This window comes from Hippea maritima DSM 10411, assembly GCF_000194135.1.
GTDB lineage: Bacteria > Campylobacterota_A > Desulfurellia > Desulfurellales > Hippeaceae > Hippea > Hippea maritima.
Genome location: NC_015318.1, coordinates 1,419,057 through 1,434,767 on the forward strand (window position 1 = coordinate 1,419,057; position 15,711 = coordinate 1,434,767).

The following is a 15,711-nucleotide window of genomic DNA, read 5'->3' on the forward strand; positions in this document are numbered from 1 at the left end:
TTTGCTGCAAAACTACGATAGTTTAATAAAAACACAGAAAAGTTCAAGAGCTATCAGCAAAGAATTTTGGATATATCCAGCTTAAATACATTGAATCCACTTTTATAAGAGTAATCTACTCTCACGCCGTATCTATCCAGAATATATCGGGTTATATAAAGCCCAAGACCCATTCCGTTTTTGTTCTTATAAGAAGTTTCCTTAACAAATGGCTCAAACATCAATGATTCATCAATTTTTGGTTTATTCCCTTTATTTAAAAATAGAACGCTGTCACTTTTTATAACAACCCTAACCAAACCATCCTCTGAGAATTTTATCCCATTATCCATAAGGTTTTTAATGGCAATAACAAAGAGCTCCTTTTCCACCCTAACTGAAACATCATAAGATGCAACAATCTCAATATTCTTATCATCTAAAAACAACAAGCTTTTGGCATCCTCAACAACACCAAGTAAGTTTAAGCAGTTTAGCTTATCTTCTGGGCCTTTAGAGGCAATCTTTTCAACACTTAGTAACTCGCTGACCAGAGCATCAAGCCTTTTGAATATCTTCAAAAAGGCTTCCTTCTTGGAGTTATCCTCAAGTAATTCAGCGGCTATCATACCTTTAGTTAAAGGCGTTTTAAACTCATGTGCTATATTGCGTAAAAACCACTGCTTGGCCTTGTTGTTTTTTCTTAAATTCTCAAGAGCCTCTTTGAGCTGACTAGCCAAAAAACCTACCTCATCCCTTCGCCTAATATCAAAGTTTGTATCTATCCTGCCATTTTTAAATTCCCTAATCTTGTTTCCTAACACTTTCAGGGGGTAAATAGACCTAAAAATACTTATATACAGCAGCAATAAGCCGATAACATACATAATCCACAAGGCAAGCACAAAGTCGTAATTTTCAAACTTGTCAGGTTTTTTTATAAGAAATGGTCGACCAAAATATACCACATAGAGATACAAGTTTCCATCTTTTCTAATTAAAGCCCACCTAACATCACCCATGGGGCTTATCTTTTTTAAAATTACAATAGCACCTTTAAGAGTGGAATATATCTTTCTCTCATCCCCAATAACTTTAAGCCCCTCATTCTCGGCATAGCTTTCAAAATCGCTTGTATGTAGAAGTATTAAGGTTTTGCGCGTAAATTCAATGTATGCTCGTTTTTTCAAAGAATTGTAAACAAAGAAAAATAAAACCGTTGTGATTACAAATGTTAAGATGAATATCAGACTAAGTTTAAACAGTATAGAACTCTTATTCAACAAATTTATACCCTATACCCCTGATAGATTTTATATACTTAGGCTCCCTTGGGTCATCACCAATCTTTTTCCTGATACGACTTATTATAACATCAACACTTCTATCTATGCTTTCATAGTCCATAGTTGTTGTGTTTTTTAAAATAAATTCTCTGGATAAAACCCTATTTTTATTATCTATTAGCAAAGCCAATATCTCATACTCGGCCGTTGTAAGGTCAAGCTTTTCTCCTTTGAAATAGATGGCAAACTCATCCTTTTTAACCACAAATGAATTATCAGATTTATCCGACTGACCCTGAGGCTTTGCCCTTCTTAGTAGGGCTTTTATGCGTGCAACAAGCTCTCTGGGATTGTATGGTTTTGCTAAATAATCATCAGCAGCAAGCTCCAAAGCTAAAACTTTATCTGAATCATCATTTCTTGCCGATGAAACAATTATTGGTATATCTATATTTCTCTGTGTAATTTCCCTGCATACATCTATTCCATCCATCTCAGGTAAGCTTAAATCAAGTATAAGCAAGTCGTATTTATGCCCCTCTAAAGCTTTAAGCCCTTCTGTAGGCGATTCAAAGTTAACAAGCTTCATATTAAACTTAGCTAAATATTCTGCCAAAAGCTCTGCTATTTCGGGGTCATCTTCTATCATTAATATCTCTACCATAACAATAAACCAAAAGAGGGGAAAACCCCTCTCCTATTGCTGGATGTTCGACTCCAAAAACTTTATCCTACTCTGAATTGCCCTTTGTTGAAGTCTTGCATTTTTTAAGGCAAATTCCATTCTCTGTCTCCTGAGCTGAATAAATTTCTCTCTTTGTTGAGGTGTCAAGATGCTGAAAAACTTATCCATATACTCAGCCCTCTGCTTGATTCTCATTTTAGCATTTTGCATAGACTCATCAACAAAAACCTTTCTATTGAAACCGTTAGCCTTTAAGGCATCATTCAAAGGCATCTTATATCTTGTATTTTTTGTCATAAATCTACTGCGATACTCATACCTTAAATCTTCAATCTTTTTTACCTGAGCCGGCGTAAGGTTTAACTGGGTTTCCATAAATTTAATCCCTCTAACATTATAACCCATCATAGCCTTTGAATGATAAGGACCACCCTGGAAATTTGCACACCTCATGCCCCCTTGAGCCATTGGTCTCATTAGAGAGCCTTGCATGGGTAACCTAGCAGAAGCCGTATTAACATAAAATGCCCCGGAGCTTAGTAATGCCCCACCCAATAAAAACGAAACAAGAGCTTTCTTCATAAAGCACCTCCTCTTAAAGTCTTGGATGTATATTAATAGAACTAAACAAACGTGGTTTAAATGAAATGTAAATGAATTATAAACAAGCTAAAAAGTAATCTTAGGCAAAAATTAAACTGCATCCTTGTGATGTTGTGGCCTCTTTAGAATAACAAGAGCTGGAATCAAAACAACAAACATAATAGCACAAAAATAAAAAGCATCATTAAATGCCAGCATCATGGACTGCCTCAGCAACTCTTTATAGATAACTCCCATCTGCTGCATAACTGAATGAAATTTTAACGATAACATCTGTTGAGCCTGAACAAATGCCTCATTGGTTGGAATCAAGTTCTCAACGAGCCTTTCTTGGTGGAATTGAGCCCTTCTTGTTAATATCGTTGTAACAATAGCTGTTCCAAAGCTTCCGCCTATATTCCTAATAAAATTAAACATGCCAGAGGCATTACCCATCTCCTCATTACTAATGCCAGCAAATGTAGCAGCAGCCAAAGGAACAAAGAAGGTAGCCATAGATATACCCTGTATAGCCCTGGGTGTTATTACACTTAAAAAATCAGCAGACAGATTAAAGTGTGCCATCATATTTATAGCTATATAATTAACTATAAAACTAATAAAAAGAACTTTTCTTGGATCTGCCCCTTTTTCTAAAAACTTACCCACTATAGGCATTCCTATCATAGTAGTTAAAGCACCAGGCCCCAACACAAGACCTGCTAAAAATGCATTATACCCCATAAGATTTTGGAGATACAAAGGCAAAAGCACAACACTTCCAAAGAAACTAAAAAATCCAAAAAACATCAATGCATTTCCCGTAGAGAAAGATCTATCTTTAAAAATCCTCAAATTTACCACTGGGTGTTTCTCTTTCAACTCATGCCAGATAAACAGAACAAAGCCAAAAAATGAGATAATAGCCAATGTAGTTATAAAACGAGACTCAAACCAGTCCTTGCGTTGGGCATTATCAAGAAGTACCTGCAAAGCCCCAACAGCTATAGCAAGATAGGCCAGGCCTTTGTAATCTATAGGAGTTTTCTTTATGTTCTTTATATAGCTTGGATCAAAGACAAATAGATTTACAAGTACAAAAGATAAAAGACCTATAGGTACATTAATATAAAAAATCCAGCGCCAGCCCCAGTTATCTGTTATCCAACCACCCAAAACGGGCCCTAAAATTGGAGCGACAACCACACCCATACCGTAGACTGCCATAGCCATGCCATGCTCTTTTTTAGGAAAGGATTCAAGCAAAATAGCCTGAGAGACAGGCTGAAGGCCACCACCCGCTATGCCTTGCAAAAATCTTAAGACGACCAGAAAAATAAAGGTTGGTGCATAGCCACAGGCAAAAGAAAATAGGGTAAACAAAAAAATTGAGGCAAGTAGATACCTCTTCCTACCGAATCTAATAGCAAGCCAACCGGTTATCGGAATGATTATAGCATTTGAAACCATGTAGGATGTCAAAACCCATGTAGATTCATCCAAACTTATACTCAAATCACCTTGGATATGAGGAAGCGAAACATTTACTATGGTTGTATCTATGATTTCCATTATTGTGGGCAACATCACCGCTATGGCGACGAGCCACTTATTGGTTTTTCTCTCTTCCATCTATTTAACAAGCACTGTTGTGTATGCGCTCATACCGACTCTCAAAGGCACATTGGGTCTTTTCTTGAAAAGTATCTTTACAGGTATTCTTTGTGTCACCTTTATCCAATTGCCCGATGCGTTTTGTGGAGGAAATAGCGAAAACACCTCACCGGTTCCATATTGGATACTATCCAAAAAGCCTTCAAACTTTTTGCCTGGGTATGCGTCAATTTCAATCACAACCTTCATACCTTTTCTCATTTTTTCTATCTGGGATTCTTTATAATTGGCAACAATCCAGGCTCCTTTGTCTGGCACTATAGCGCATATTGGTATTTGAGGTGATACAAATTTTCCTGTCTCAACGCTCTTTTTGGTTATGAAACCGTCATAGGGGGCTTTGATCTTGGTGTAAGACAGGTTGAGCTTTGCATTTTCTAAAGATGCCTTTGCAGCATCAAGGTCCTTCTGCGCACTTTTGTATTCTGCTTTTGCCTGATTCAACTTTTCGTTTTCGGCTTTAAGAGATGCCTTTATAACATTGTAATTTGTAAGATAATATTCGTATTTGTCTTTAGGTATAACCTTAAGTTTGAAAAGTCTTTCTGCTCTTTGGTAATCCCACTGTGCTTTTTTAAACTTAGAACTGTAAAGCTCGATCTCGGCCTCAACAAGGGGGATAGCCGTTTTGGCCTGGGATAGCCTTGCTTTTGCAAGCTCAACATTAGCTTTGGCCGCCTTAAGTGCAATCTCGAATGGTTTTGGGTCTATAACAGCCAGTACTTGCCCTTTTTTAACATATTGATTATCATCTATAAAAACTCTTAATATTGTTCCTGAAACCCTCGGATTAACCCAATAAATATCGTTTGTTATATAGGCGTCGTCTGTTGATATATGGGTTCTCTTGTACTGAATAAACAGAAATACAGCCAAACCAAAAACAACTAAAATAAAAATCAAAATAAATTTCTTGCTAACACCATTTTTAATCTTTTCCTTTTCCATCGAAACCTCTCCTTTGGTTTATATATTCCTCGGCGTTTTGGGACATCTTTTTCAAAAGCTCATAAGCCTTCTTTTTATCTTTTAAGTCAAAATCCTTGCAAAGCACATCATCCCACTCCAGAGCAAGTAGTCTTATCTGTTTTCTTACCTCTATAGCCTTTTGAGTAGGATAAAGGTTATATGAACGCTTGTCTTTTTCTGAAATCTTGCGAATTAAATATCCATTTTTCTCTAAAACTTTAATGGCCTTAGCTGTTGTACTTTTATTTATCTTAAGCATACAGCTAAGGCCCTCCTGCGTAATACCAGGATTGTCAACCATAAATATAAAAAACATTAACTGACTAGATGTCATATTAAACGGCTTTAATTTTTCATTGGCATGAATCATGGAGTATCTGTATAGAATAGAAATCCATTTGCCCAGAGGCTCTTTGTCCAAAAAACCCTCCATTATTTTGACTATATACCAAAAATTAGTTTCAATTGCAACTAATTTAAGGCTTAAAAATTCACAGCCATAGAAATAAACACAAGCCAAGGTGTAGTCTATTCACCTATTATTTTTATCAAAACCCTCTTGGGTCTCTGACCGTCGAATTCGCCATAGAATATCTGCTCCCATGGGCCAAAATCAAGCCTACCTTCTGTTATTGCCACAACCACCTCTCTACCCATAACCTGCCTTTTTAGGTGTGCATCGCCGTTATCCTCTCCAGTTAGATTATGTTTATATCTACTCAACGGCTTATGAGGCGCCAAACTTTCAAGCCACTCCTTGTAATCTTGATGCAATCCAGGTTCATCATCGTTTATAAAAACAGAGGCGGTTATATGCATAGCATTAACAAGACATAAACCCTCTTTAACGCCGCTCTCAAAAACAGCCTGTTCAACTTCTCTTGTTATATTAATAAACTCAACCCTTTTTGATGTATTAAACCACAATTCCTTTCTGTAAGACTTCATATTTAACCTCCCTTTAACGATTCAAAAGCGATTTTATTCTTTATCTATATTTTTTCAACAACATCATTCTTTCACAAAGGGATTAAGGGGATGCTATTTTTTGACAAACATAGCCTACTTGTGTATTTTTTTTGTAATGAATAAAGATGAACTCTTTATGAAAAAAGCCATAGAGCTTGCAAAAAAGGCAAAGAACAAAACCTGCCCTAATCCTTTAGTCGGTGCCGTTATAGTAAAAGAAGGAAAGATTATAGGCCAAGGTTATCATAAAAAGGCTGGCCTTCCACATGCTGAAGTTGAAGCAATAAACTCAGTCAAAGATAGAAATCAACTCAAAGACGCTACAATCTATGTAAATTTAGAACCGTGTAATCATTACGGAAGAACACCCCCCTGTTCTTTAGCTATTATAAACTCAGGCATAAAGAGAGTAGTTATAGGCATGAGAGATATTAACAAAAAAGCAAGTGGGGGTATAGAAAGGTTAAAAGGGGCTGGAATAGACGTAAAGGTTGGAGTTTTAGAAGATGAGGCAAAAAAACTAAACGAGGTCTTTATAGAAAACACACTAAACAGAAAGCCCTTCTTTATAATGAAGGCAGCAATGCTTCTAAATGGATGTATAGCCGTAAAAGGCGGCGTATCCCAATGGATTACATCAGAAAAAGCAAGACGCTTCTCCCATAGGCTAAGGGGTACAAATAGTGCTGTTTTAGTTGGTATAAATACAATAATTATGGACGATCCACTACTCACATGCAGGATAAAAGGCTACAGGCAACCCAAAAGAGTTGTTCTGGATATGAACCTAAAAATTCCCATCTCAGCAAAAATATTCAGTGAATATCCAAACAACATTTATATTATAACATCCAAAAACTCAGATGATGCAAAAAAGAGGATTTTAAGAGCGATGGATGTTAACATTGTTGAATGTGATACAGAAAACGGTGAGTTTAATCCTGCGGATCTATCAGAAAAACTACTCGAAAATGAAATATGTTCATGTATCGTTGAGGGTGGCAGTAGAACACATGGTTATTTTTTAAAGAATAAACTATACAACAAAGCCTATCTCTTATATGCCCCAAAAATTACAGGCTCATACGGAGCTTTCAATGTTGCAGGCTTTGACGCACCCAAAGATTTAAATGAAGCAATAAAGTTAATAGATACAAAATGTAAAAAAATCGGGGATGATATACTCTTTGAGGGGTACTTTAAATAATGTTTACCGGAATTGTTGAGGAAGTAGGTAAAATAATAGCAATAAAACCAGAATCAAATGGAAAAAAGCTTATTGTGGGTTGCAAATTAAGCAAGGAAACAAAAGAGGGAGATAGCATTGCCGTAAATGGAGCGTGTTTGACAGTTGTTGAAAAATCAAACAATAGTTTTGCAGTAGATGTATCCTTTGAGAGCCTTTCTAAGACGAATTTAGGATATTTAAATATTGGTGATTATGTAAATTTAGAGAGAGCCCTACTTGTTGGAGGCAGACTGGATGGTCATATTGTCTTAGGGCATATAGATACAACAGCTAAAATACAATCTATAAGGCGAGTTGGCGATTTTTTTATACTAACAGTCCAGATAGATGACTACATATATCAAAACAGTGTAGAGAAGGGATCTATATCCATAAACGGCATAAGCTTAACAATAGCAAACCTATCAAAAACACAATTAAATGTTGCCATTATCCCATTCACATTTGAAAACACGAATCTAAAATACCTAAAAGTTCAAGATATAGTAAATGTTGAAGTAGATATAATAGGTAAATATGTTAGAAAATTTACACAGGGCAAAAACAAAAAATTGGACGAGGACTTTTTAAAGCTCCACGGTTTTGTTTAATTTATTTGAAACAATCAACAAGCTATTATAAAATAAGCAGATTTTGAGATGAAAGGAGATTGGAACATGTTTGCTACGGTTGAGGAAGCTATAAACGACATACGTTCAGGCAAAATGGTTATAATGGTTGACGATGAGGATAGGGAAAATGAAGGCGACTTCGTAATGGCAGCTCAGTTTGTCACACCTGAGGCTATAAACTTTATGGCAAAATACGGTAGAGGGCTAATATGCCTACCAATGGACGATAAACTCATTGAAAAACTAGACTTAAAACTAATGACAGTAGATGAAAATGATAAATTCAAAACGGCATTCACTGTATCAATTGATGCCCACCCAAAATTCGGTGTAACAACAGGTATATCAGCATTTGACAGGGCAACAACAATTCAAACAGCCATAAGGCCAGATGCAAAACCAGAAGACTTAGTTAAACCTGGACACATCTTCCCCCTAAAGGCTAAAAAGGGTGGTGTTTTAGTAAGGGCAGGACATACAGAGGGTAGTGTCGATTTAGCAAAACTTGCTGGCTTAATTCCGGCTGCCGTCATTTGCGAGATAATGAATGAAGATGGAACAATGGCAAGAAGGGAGCAGCTTGAACAGATTGCTAAAAAATTCAATCTAAAGATGATTACAATAGCAAGCATCATAGAATACAGAATGAAAAAAGAAAAACTAATAGAAAGAACAGCTGAGGCTGACCTACCTACAAAATACGGCCAATTTAAAATTATAGTATATAGAAGCAAGGTGGATGATTTTGAGCATGTGGCATTGGTAAAAGGAAAAATAAATAAAAATGAACCAACCCTTGTAAGGGTTCACTCCTCCTGCTTAACAGGGGATATACTGGGCTCACTGCGGTGCGACTGTGGCGACCAGCTTCACGCTGCCATGGAAATGGTAGAAACCGAAGGTAAAGGCGTTGTTCTATACATGCAACAGGAAGGAAGGGGCATAGGACTTACAAACAAGATAAAGGCATACGCTTTGCAGGATCAAGGATATGATACAGTTGAAGCAAATATCAAGTTGGGATTCAAGCCAGATTTAAGAAACTATGGCATAGGAGCCCAGATATTAGTCGACCTTGGAGTAGGCAAAATAAAGCTCATGACCAATAATCCTAAAAAAATTGTAGGACTTGAAGGTTATGGTCTTGAAATTGTTGAAAGGGTTCCCATAGAAATCCCACCAAACCAAGTGAATAAATGCTACTTAGAAACAAAAAAGACTAAAATGGGGCATCTTCTAACAAAGGTTTAAAAGGAGAGTAGAATGAAGATTATTGAAGGGGTATTGGATGCGAAAGGTCTAAAGGTAGCTGTTATTGTAAGTAGATTTAACAGCTTTATAACTCAAAAACTCTTGGATGGCGCAAAGGATGCTTTTTTAAGACACAATGGAGACGAAAGCAAGTTTGAGGTTTTCATGGTTCCAGGGGCATTTGAAATACCTATGCTTTTATCAAAGTTGGCAGATAAAAGCTATGATGGTATCCTATGCCTGGGAGCTGTAATTAGAGGCTCAACCCCCCATTTTGACTTTGTGGCAAACGAGACAGCTAAAGGAATAGCTCAGGTTTCCTTAAAGAGCAAGATGCCGGTTTCTTTTGGAATTCTCACAACAGATACCATTGAGCAAGCAATAGAAAGGGCTGGCACAAAAATGGGCAATAAGGGATTTGATGCAATGGTATCACTAATTGAGATGATGAATCTTTACAAAAACGTGTAAGCTATGTCCAGAAGAAAGGCAAGAACCGTAGCTGTTCAGTATATATATTCGAAAGAGTTTGGCAATGAGGATAGCCCTTATGCATTCATGGACTTTGTCGGCCATCCCAAAAAAGAAGACGACAAGGCCTTTGCTAAAAAACTCATCGATGGAACTATTCAAAATTTAGATATAATAAACAACCTTATAAAGAAATACGCATCAGCCGGAGACGATATAATGTCTTTAATCGATAAAAGCATCTTGAGAGTTGGGATTTACGAACTACTATTCTTACGGGAGGCTCATCCCGTTGTGGTGATAAACGAATATGTAAATATAGCTAAAGAGCTCTCCAAAGAAAGCTCAAAATCACTTGTAAATGCAATCCTGGATAAGGTTTATAAAGGAGATCTCAATGAGTAATAAAATTATAGTTGCACTGGATTTGAAGGGCCTTGATAATATCTTAAGGCTTGTTGATACTTTAGAAAACGCCTTGTGGTTTAAAGTTGGGGCTGTAAACTTTACAGCCTACGGCATCAAACTTATTGAGGAGCTAAAAAAGAGAAACAAAAAGGTCTTTTTAGATTTGAAGTATCACGATATACCCAACACAACTAAAGAGGCAGTTTATTCGGCTGCAGAACTTGGCGTAGATATGCTTACCATACACTCAATTGGCGGTACATCTATGATGAAAGCAGCAGCCGATGCTATAAGGGAATTTGAGCAAAAGGAAGGTAAAAAAGGTCCTTTGATTTTGGCTGTAACGGTGCTTACAAGCATAGACAATGATGCCCTAAAGGAAGATATGTTCATTAATGATACAGTAGAAAATACAGTATTAAAACTTGCAAGCAAAGCTATGAAATCCTCAATAAACGGACTTGTGGCCTCGGCCAAAGAAACAAAAATGCTAAGGGAAAAGTTTGGCAACTATTTCACTATAGTTACACCAGGCATTAGACCTTCTTGGTCTGCCAAACAAGACCAAAAAAGAATTACAACACCGTCAGATGCCATAAAACTTGGCAGCGATTTTATGGTTATAGGAAGACCTATATACAAAGCAGAAAACCCAAAAGAAGCATTTGAGAAAATAAGAAAGGAGACAGAAAATGTTAACCCAAGATGAAGCCTTAAAACTCTATAAAAAAAGAAACGCATACCTTCAAGGACACTTCCTTTTATCAAGCGGCCTGCACAGTGAATTTTACCTTCAGAGTGCACTTGTATTGCAATATCCACACGATGCATGGCTATTATGCTCATCCATAGCTGAGCATTTTAAAGACAAAGAAATAGATGTTGTTATAGCACCAGCTATGGGCGGTATTTTGGTTTCTTATGATGTCGCCAGAGCATTGGGTGAAAACATAAGAAGTATTTTCGCAGAAAGGGTTGACGGAAAATTAACGCTTAGAAGAGGATTTTCAATAGACAAAAATGAAAGGGTGCTTGTTGTTGAGGATGTTGTAACTACAGGCAAAAGCGTTAGAGAAACGCTTGATGTGGTAAAACAATACACAAACAACATCATTGGTATTGGGGCATTGGTTGACAGGGGCGGCAATTTCGACCCAGAAGACCTTGATTATTTTCCATTGATTAAACTCAATATAGAGAATTACGAACCAGATAACTGCCCGCTATGCAAGAAGGGTATTCCTCTTGAGAAACCTGGCAGCAGATTCATCAAAAAGTAACTTAATTAAATACAAGATTTAAGAATAAAATCAAAAACAAAGCAAAAGAGGTTAAGGCCCCTAAGGGGTCTTTTTCTTTAAACAAAAACCACCAGAAAGCAAACAGGCAAATCAAAACAGGAGAGAGTATAAGAGCAAGCATCCCTGCCTTAAAAAAAGAAAATCCAAAAACAAAGCCAGCCCCCATCAAAGCAAAACTAAGCCAAAATATAACTCTAAAAACCAACGACAAAATCTTCATTTCAAAGCCTTAAAAATCATAAAAATAGCAATTACAATCAATGAGTAGATAAACACCTGCTTTAATTTTTCAGAATCTATCTTTGAATGAATCAGAACCCCAACCCTTGAGCCAAATAGGGATCCAATCATGCTAAAAAAAGCAAGCTGTGGGATTAAAACGCCGTTTGAGTAGTATATATATGCGGCAGCTGAGGCTGTGATACCCACCATGAAACTGCTTGTAGCCGTAGCCACTTTAATGGGGAGTTTGCAAATTTTAAACAATAGAGGCACCTTTAAAACTCCACCACCTATGCCAAACATGCCACTTGTAAGTCCGGCCGCAAAAGAAATGGGGTAAGCAGCTGTTAAATTTTTTGGTGTATAAAACACATTTTTATTGAGTTTGTCATCAAAATAAGAAAAACTTCCATTTTCGGCTAATTTTTCCATATTCTTTCTATTTTTTATACTCATCAAAAAAGCCACACCAATTAAAAATAACCCAAAAAGAGCACTTAGCAGCCTATGGTTCAAGCGTAAAGCTACAAGGCCACCAACAATAGAACCCCCCGTGGTAAAAAGCTCCAGAGAAATACCAAGCTTCAGATTTAACGCGCCACTTTTTATAAACTTAGAACTAACAAGCGCACTTGTACCAATAATTGTAAATAAGCTTATAGCCACAGCCTGTTGAATTGTAAGCTTACAGAACATAACAAATAGAGGAACCATAACAACACCGCCACCTATACCAAGCAGAGCACCAACAGAGGAGGCCAGAAACGAAATAATACTTACAGAAAGAAACTCTATCATCTATACCGCCTCCAAAGATAAAACAATACCGACACCAGAAGAAAAACACCCAATATTAAATTTATACTCCTAAGCTTAGAAATTATCAAATCTATATTATTGCCAAATAGATAACCGATGCCTAAATAGGATATACCCCAAAGAATACCACTTAAAACAGCCCAAAATATAAAAGCATCTTTTCTCATTAGCATAGAACCTGCAATAAATGGTACAACAGGTCTAAAAGGACCTATAAACCTGCCTATAAAAACACTCTTTCCGCCATGCTTTTTAAAAAATTGTTCTCCTTTTTCTATTAAATTTTTGTATCTACTAAAAAACCTCTTTTCTACAAGCTTAGCATAAAACATAAGGCCAAGATAATATCCTAAAATGTCTGCCAGAATTGCCCCGCAAATAGCACAAACAACAGCAATATAGATATTCAAAACCCCTTTGGATGCCAAAAAACCAGCTGCAAAAGCAAAAGCAGCACCAGGCACAAACTCGCCAACTAAAACAAAGGACTCAAAAAACGACACGCCAAAAATCACACAATATACAAATAAGGGATGCTCCTTTATTGCAAGGAGAACATCTAAAGCTCTATCCATGCTTAAGATACATCAAAAATTCTCGGTTTCCGTCTTTACCTGTTATAGGTGATTGCATCAAACCTTCAATCACAAAGCCACATTCTAAAGCAAATACCTTTATATCAGACAAAACACTCTCTATTAACCTTTTTTCTTTCACTATACCCCTCTTTGTCTTTCCTCTTCCAACTTCAAACTGTGGTTTTACCAAAGCTATACAGTCGCCATTATCTTTTAAAAAACCAAAAATTGGCTTTAATATGTACTTAAGGGATATAAAGCTTACATCTACCGTAACAATATCAAACTTTTTGTCTGTTTTGAACTCTCTTATATCTGTTTCTTCGAACAATACTACACGCGGATCAGTTCGCAGGCTCTCATGGAGCTGAGCTTTACCAACATCTACTGCTACAACTGTTGACGCACCCTTCTTTAGAAGACAATCCGTAAAACCACCCGTCGATGAACCAACATCCAAACATATCTTACCATTTACATCTACACCAAATTCATCTATTGCCGCCTCAAGCTTCAGACCTGCCCTGCTCACATATTTTAGTACATCCACAACATCAACAGAATCGCCATCTTTAACATTAAAAGAAGGTTTGGTTATAACCTTCTCAGAAATTCTAACACCACCTTCTTCTATTATCTGCTTTGCCCTGCTTCTTGTTTCTACAAATCCGTTTTCCACCAAAAATAAATCAAGCCTCACCAGATAAAACCTTTTTTCTTTTGCGTAAAAGGAATATTAACTCACTTGAAGTTGCAGCCTCAGAAGAGTCAACACTAACCACAGTAAATGCAATCTTTTTAGGTAAAACTCCTGCATCACACGAGTCTTTTAGTCTTTTACTTAAATTTTCCAAAAACATTTTAAGCTCTTTAGAGGATTTATCATGCCCCTTGGAAGACTTAATCAAAATAAAAGAATCCCCACCAAATCTTCCTATTGAAACAACACTGTATTTTTCGGCTTCCTTTAGAATCTCAGCGGTTTTCACCAAAATCATATCACCAACTTTATTACCACACCTTATGTTTATTAAGTCCATATTCTTTACATCCACCATATAAAGTTTAAAAGAATCTCCTCTATCTATCATAGAATCTATACTCTTAAGTAATGCACTTCTATTAAGAATACCTGTAAGTGGGTCAATGTTTGAAAAGCGTCTCTTGTAGTCATCAAATACCTTGGGGATCAGAGAATCTTTGACAAGTTTCTCCGCCTCAGCATAAGACTCCAAAAGTACATTTTTAACCTTGCTGAATATTTTCTCATCGAGATGTCCTTTATCTTCTGCCATTATCTTTATTGCATCTTCTTTTGAGAAAGATTTCCTATATGGCCTTGATGTTGTTAAGGCATCGAACACATCGGCTATTGCCAGTATCCTTGCTCCCTTTGTAATATTTTTGCATAAAAGCTTATCAGGATAACCATTACCATCGCAGCGTTCATGGTGATGTCTTACCATTTTTGCTATTTCTTTTAAATTCTTTAAACTTTTAAATTGTCTAACAATTTCATACGACATAACAGAGTGATACTTTATCATTTCATACTCTACTCTCGAAAGCCTGTCAGGCTTCAAAAGAATGGCATCCGGAATACTGATTTTACCTATATCATGAAGAAGGCCGGCTATGTAAACCTTTTCAACAAATTCTTTTGAAAAACCTAAAGCTTGGGCAATTTTTCTTGCATAATAAGCAACACGCTGAGAATGACCCTTTGTATAAACATCCCTCATCTCTATGGTTAGAATAAAACTGTTTATTATCTCTTTTTCGCTTGAGCTAATTATGTTTAATAAGTAACTAAATTCCTTTACTGTTCTTATAAAACGCGTAAGCCTTTTTGCCAAAAGCCTAACAAAGTTTACATCGTAAATACTGAATTTATAATCGTGCAAATAACCATAGCCTATGACACTTAACAGTTTTCCATTCTCCCATACAGGCACAATAAGCACATTTTCAATACCCAATTTATCTTTAATGTTATTTAAACATTCAATAGATTGAGAGAGTTTATATCTAAACACAACAGGCCCTCTAAGACCCATTTCAAAAACCCTGTATGTAAGAGTACCCCTAACCCTTTCGGTTTTTTTAAAATTAATAAAATTTAGAGAGTTGTCTTTGCAAACAAATGAATATAAATTATAATCAGGAAAAACAAAACTCACGGCCTTTGATTTAGTTAATTCCATTATTTTGTTTAAATTGTAAAAAACCCATCTTTTAATATCATCTTTTGAGGATGATTCAGGAGGCATCATATCTAAACTCAGCATCTCTTTATTTAAAAGCTGATTAAGTATCGAATTTTCTAAAACTACAGATAAAAAAAGACTCAACTGATTTATATTATCTATATCCTTCTTTGAAAATTTCCTTTCATTAAAGTTTCCAAGCAAAATGACCGCATCGACACTCGTATATAAACCCTTAATAACCAATGTTTCAAAACTTACATCACTAGGCGATCCAGCAATATCATTCTTGTCTAAAATTAAATACTCATGACTCTTTACAGCATTTTCAAGGACCTGATAATGTTTCCAAAAGAAAGAAACTATATTAAAATCCAGTTCATCTGATACGGAATCAAAGTAAACCTCTAAATCCTTAAGAACAACAACGCCGCAGAAATCTACACCAAA

The 15,711-nt window shown here is 36.3% G+C and carries 19 protein-coding genes; 7 read left to right on the top strand and 12 right to left on the bottom strand.

Annotated elements, in window-relative coordinates:
- Window positions 1-53: 53 nt before the first annotated feature.
- The 7 genes from HIPMA_RS07425 to HIPMA_RS07455 all read right to left on the bottom strand — a co-directional run bounded on the left by HIPMA_RS07425 (window position 54) and on the right by HIPMA_RS07455 (window position 6,123).
- Window positions 54-1,262, bottom strand: coding sequence for an ArsS family sensor histidine kinase (locus HIPMA_RS07425; RefSeq protein WP_148226567.1), 1,209 nt, complete (start codon window positions 1,260-1,262; stop codon window positions 54-56).
- Window positions 1,255-1,929, bottom strand: coding sequence for a response regulator transcription factor (locus HIPMA_RS07430; protein WP_041324042.1), 675 nt, complete (start codon window positions 1,927-1,929; stop codon window positions 1,255-1,257). Before HIPMA_RS07430 ends, HIPMA_RS07425 begins: the two co-directional genes overlap by 8 nt.
- Window positions 1,930-1,962: 33 nt before the next feature.
- Window positions 1,963-2,532 (bottom strand): Spy/CpxP family protein refolding chaperone, encoded by a 570-nt coding sequence (locus HIPMA_RS07435; protein ID WP_013682419.1) that lies wholly within the window; start codon window positions 2,530-2,532, stop codon window positions 1,963-1,965.
- A 111-nt stretch (window positions 2,533-2,643) separates the two neighbouring features.
- On the bottom strand, window positions 2,644-4,164 hold the full coding sequence (locus HIPMA_RS07440) for a DHA2 family efflux MFS transporter permease subunit (RefSeq protein WP_013682420.1): 1,521 nt from the start codon (window positions 4,162-4,164) through the stop codon (window positions 2,644-2,646).
- Complete coding sequence (locus HIPMA_RS07445) at window positions 4,165-5,154, bottom strand: HlyD family secretion protein (RefSeq protein ID WP_013682421.1); 990 nt, start codon at window positions 5,152-5,154, stop codon at window positions 4,165-4,167.
- Window positions 5,135-5,608 (bottom strand): MarR family winged helix-turn-helix transcriptional regulator, encoded by a 474-nt coding sequence (locus tag HIPMA_RS07450; RefSeq protein WP_148226568.1) that lies wholly within the window; start codon window positions 5,606-5,608, stop codon window positions 5,135-5,137. The genes HIPMA_RS07445 and HIPMA_RS07450 overlap by 20 nt, the downstream gene beginning before the upstream one ends.
- Before the next feature lie 95 nt (window positions 5,609-5,703).
- Window positions 5,704-6,123 carry a secondary thiamine-phosphate synthase enzyme YjbQ gene (locus HIPMA_RS07455; RefSeq protein WP_013682423.1) on the bottom strand — a complete coding sequence of 140 codons (420 nt, stop codon included), beginning with the start codon at window positions 6,121-6,123 and terminating at the stop codon, window positions 5,704-5,706.
- A gap of 136 nt (window positions 6,124-6,259) precedes the next feature.
- Here HIPMA_RS07455 and ribD point away from each other — a divergent pair, with 136 nt between their 5' ends.
- The 7 genes from ribD to pyrE all read left to right on the top strand — a co-directional run bounded on the left by ribD (window position 6,260) and on the right by pyrE (window position 11,414).
- Complete coding sequence (gene ribD, locus HIPMA_RS07460) at window positions 6,260-7,351, top strand: bifunctional diaminohydroxyphosphoribosylaminopyrimidine deaminase/5-amino-6-(5-phosphoribosylamino)uracil reductase RibD (protein WP_041324476.1); 1,092 nt, start codon at window positions 6,260-6,262, stop codon at window positions 7,349-7,351.
- Window positions 7,351-7,983, top strand: a complete 633-nt coding sequence (locus tag HIPMA_RS07465; protein WP_013682425.1) for a riboflavin synthase — start codon at window positions 7,351-7,353, stop codon at window positions 7,981-7,983. The genes ribD and HIPMA_RS07465 overlap by 1 nt, the downstream gene beginning before the upstream one ends.
- 66 nt (window positions 7,984-8,049) lie before the next feature.
- On the top strand, window positions 8,050-9,255 hold the full coding sequence (locus tag HIPMA_RS07470) for a bifunctional 3,4-dihydroxy-2-butanone-4-phosphate synthase/GTP cyclohydrolase II (RefSeq protein WP_013682426.1): 1,206 nt from the start codon (window positions 8,050-8,052) through the stop codon (window positions 9,253-9,255).
- 12 nt (window positions 9,256-9,267) lie between these two features.
- Window positions 9,268-9,726 carry a 6,7-dimethyl-8-ribityllumazine synthase gene (ribH, locus tag HIPMA_RS07475; RefSeq protein WP_013682427.1) on the top strand — a complete coding sequence of 153 codons (459 nt, stop codon included), beginning with the start codon at window positions 9,268-9,270 and terminating at the stop codon, window positions 9,724-9,726.
- Between the two features lie 3 nt (window positions 9,727-9,729).
- Window positions 9,730-10,131: a transcription antitermination factor NusB gene (nusB, locus tag HIPMA_RS07480; protein WP_013682428.1), complete on the top strand. Its 402-nt coding sequence runs from the start codon at window positions 9,730-9,732 to the stop codon at window positions 10,129-10,131.
- Window positions 10,124-10,843 (top strand): orotidine-5'-phosphate decarboxylase, encoded by a 720-nt coding sequence (pyrF, locus tag HIPMA_RS07485; protein ID WP_013682429.1) that lies wholly within the window; start codon window positions 10,124-10,126, stop codon window positions 10,841-10,843. Before nusB ends, pyrF begins: the two co-directional genes overlap by 8 nt.
- A complete protein-coding gene (gene pyrE / locus HIPMA_RS07490) occupies window positions 10,827-11,414 on the top strand; it encodes an orotate phosphoribosyltransferase (RefSeq protein ID WP_013682430.1) in 588 nt (195 codons plus the stop codon). The genes pyrF and pyrE overlap by 17 nt, the downstream gene beginning before the upstream one ends.
- A 1-nt stretch (window position 11,415) precedes the next feature.
- On the opposite strand, the gene HIPMA_RS07495 is transcribed toward pyrE, so the two are convergent.
- From HIPMA_RS07495 to HIPMA_RS09235, 5 genes are read right to left on the bottom strand one after another with little or no spacing between them, the layout of a single operon-like run.
- The gene (locus tag HIPMA_RS07495; RefSeq protein ID WP_013682431.1) at window positions 11,416-11,655 is read right to left on the bottom strand and encodes a hypothetical protein; all 240 of its coding nucleotides are present in this window, start codon (window positions 11,653-11,655) and stop codon (window positions 11,416-11,418) included.
- Complete coding sequence (locus HIPMA_RS07500) at window positions 11,652-12,455, bottom strand: sulfite exporter TauE/SafE family protein (protein WP_013682432.1); 804 nt, start codon at window positions 12,453-12,455, stop codon at window positions 11,652-11,654. The genes HIPMA_RS07495 and HIPMA_RS07500 overlap by 4 nt, the downstream gene beginning before the upstream one ends.
- The gene (locus tag HIPMA_RS07505) at window positions 12,452-13,051 is read right to left on the bottom strand and encodes a DedA family protein (RefSeq protein ID WP_013682433.1); all 600 of its coding nucleotides are present in this window, start codon (window positions 13,049-13,051) and stop codon (window positions 12,452-12,454) included. The genes HIPMA_RS07500 and HIPMA_RS07505 overlap by 4 nt, the downstream gene beginning before the upstream one ends.
- Window positions 13,044-13,754 carry a 23S rRNA (cytidine-2'-O)-methyltransferase TlyA gene (gene tlyA, locus HIPMA_RS07510; protein WP_013682434.1) on the bottom strand — a complete coding sequence of 237 codons (711 nt, stop codon included), beginning with the start codon at window positions 13,752-13,754 and terminating at the stop codon, window positions 13,044-13,046. The genes HIPMA_RS07505 and tlyA overlap by 8 nt, the downstream gene beginning before the upstream one ends.
- Window positions 13,744-15,405 carry a bifunctional diguanylate cyclase/phosphohydrolase gene (locus tag HIPMA_RS09235; protein WP_148226569.1) on the bottom strand — a complete coding sequence of 554 codons (1,662 nt, stop codon included), beginning with the start codon at window positions 15,403-15,405 and terminating at the stop codon, window positions 13,744-13,746. The genes tlyA and HIPMA_RS09235 overlap by 11 nt, the downstream gene beginning before the upstream one ends.
- Window positions 15,406-15,711 lie beyond the last annotated feature (306 nt).

What these genes read in the sequence shown, in the direction of transcription:
- HIPMA_RS07495 (WP_013682431.1), bottom strand. Translation starts at nt 11,655, where the DNA reads ATGAAGATTTTGTCGTTGGTTTTTAGAGTTATATTTTGGCTTAGTTTT.
- nusB (WP_013682428.1), top strand. Translation starts at nt 9,730, where the DNA reads ATGTCCAGAAGAAAGGCAAGAACCGTAGCTGTTCAGTATATATATTCG.
- HIPMA_RS07450 (WP_148226568.1), bottom strand. Translation starts at nt 5,608, where the DNA reads ATGGAGGGTTTTTTGGACAAAGAGCCTCTGGGCAAATGGATTTCTATT.
- HIPMA_RS07440 (WP_013682420.1), bottom strand. Translation starts at nt 4,164, where the DNA reads ATGGAAGAGAGAAAAACCAATAAGTGGCTCGTCGCCATAGCGGTGATG.
- HIPMA_RS07430 (WP_041324042.1), bottom strand. Translation starts at nt 1,929, where the DNA reads ATGGTAGAGATATTAATGATAGAAGATGACCCCGAAATAGCAGAGCTT.
- pyrE (WP_013682430.1), top strand. Translation starts at nt 10,827, where the DNA reads ATGTTAACCCAAGATGAAGCCTTAAAACTCTATAAAAAAAGAAACGCA.
- HIPMA_RS07465 (WP_013682425.1), top strand. Translation starts at nt 7,351, where the DNA reads ATGTTTACCGGAATTGTTGAGGAAGTAGGTAAAATAATAGCAATAAAA.
- pyrF (WP_013682429.1), top strand. Translation starts at nt 10,124, where the DNA reads ATGAGTAATAAAATTATAGTTGCACTGGATTTGAAGGGCCTTGATAAT.
- ribD (WP_041324476.1), top strand. Translation starts at nt 6,260, where the DNA reads ATGAATAAAGATGAACTCTTTATGAAAAAAGCCATAGAGCTTGCAAAA.
- HIPMA_RS07455 (WP_013682423.1), bottom strand. Translation starts at nt 6,123, where the DNA reads ATGAAGTCTTACAGAAAGGAATTGTGGTTTAATACATCAAAAAGGGTT.
- HIPMA_RS07470 (WP_013682426.1), top strand. Translation starts at nt 8,050, where the DNA reads ATGTTTGCTACGGTTGAGGAAGCTATAAACGACATACGTTCAGGCAAA.
- ribH (WP_013682427.1), top strand. Translation starts at nt 9,268, where the DNA reads ATGAAGATTATTGAAGGGGTATTGGATGCGAAAGGTCTAAAGGTAGCT.
- HIPMA_RS07435 (WP_013682419.1), bottom strand. Translation starts at nt 2,532, where the DNA reads ATGAAGAAAGCTCTTGTTTCGTTTTTATTGGGTGGGGCATTACTAAGC.
- HIPMA_RS07505 (WP_013682433.1), bottom strand. Translation starts at nt 13,051, where the DNA reads ATGGATAGAGCTTTAGATGTTCTCCTTGCAATAAAGGAGCATCCCTTA.
- HIPMA_RS07445 (WP_013682421.1), bottom strand. Translation starts at nt 5,154, where the DNA reads ATGGAAAAGGAAAAGATTAAAAATGGTGTTAGCAAGAAATTTATTTTG.
- HIPMA_RS07500 (WP_013682432.1), bottom strand. Translation starts at nt 12,455, where the DNA reads ATGATAGAGTTTCTTTCTGTAAGTATTATTTCGTTTCTGGCCTCCTCT.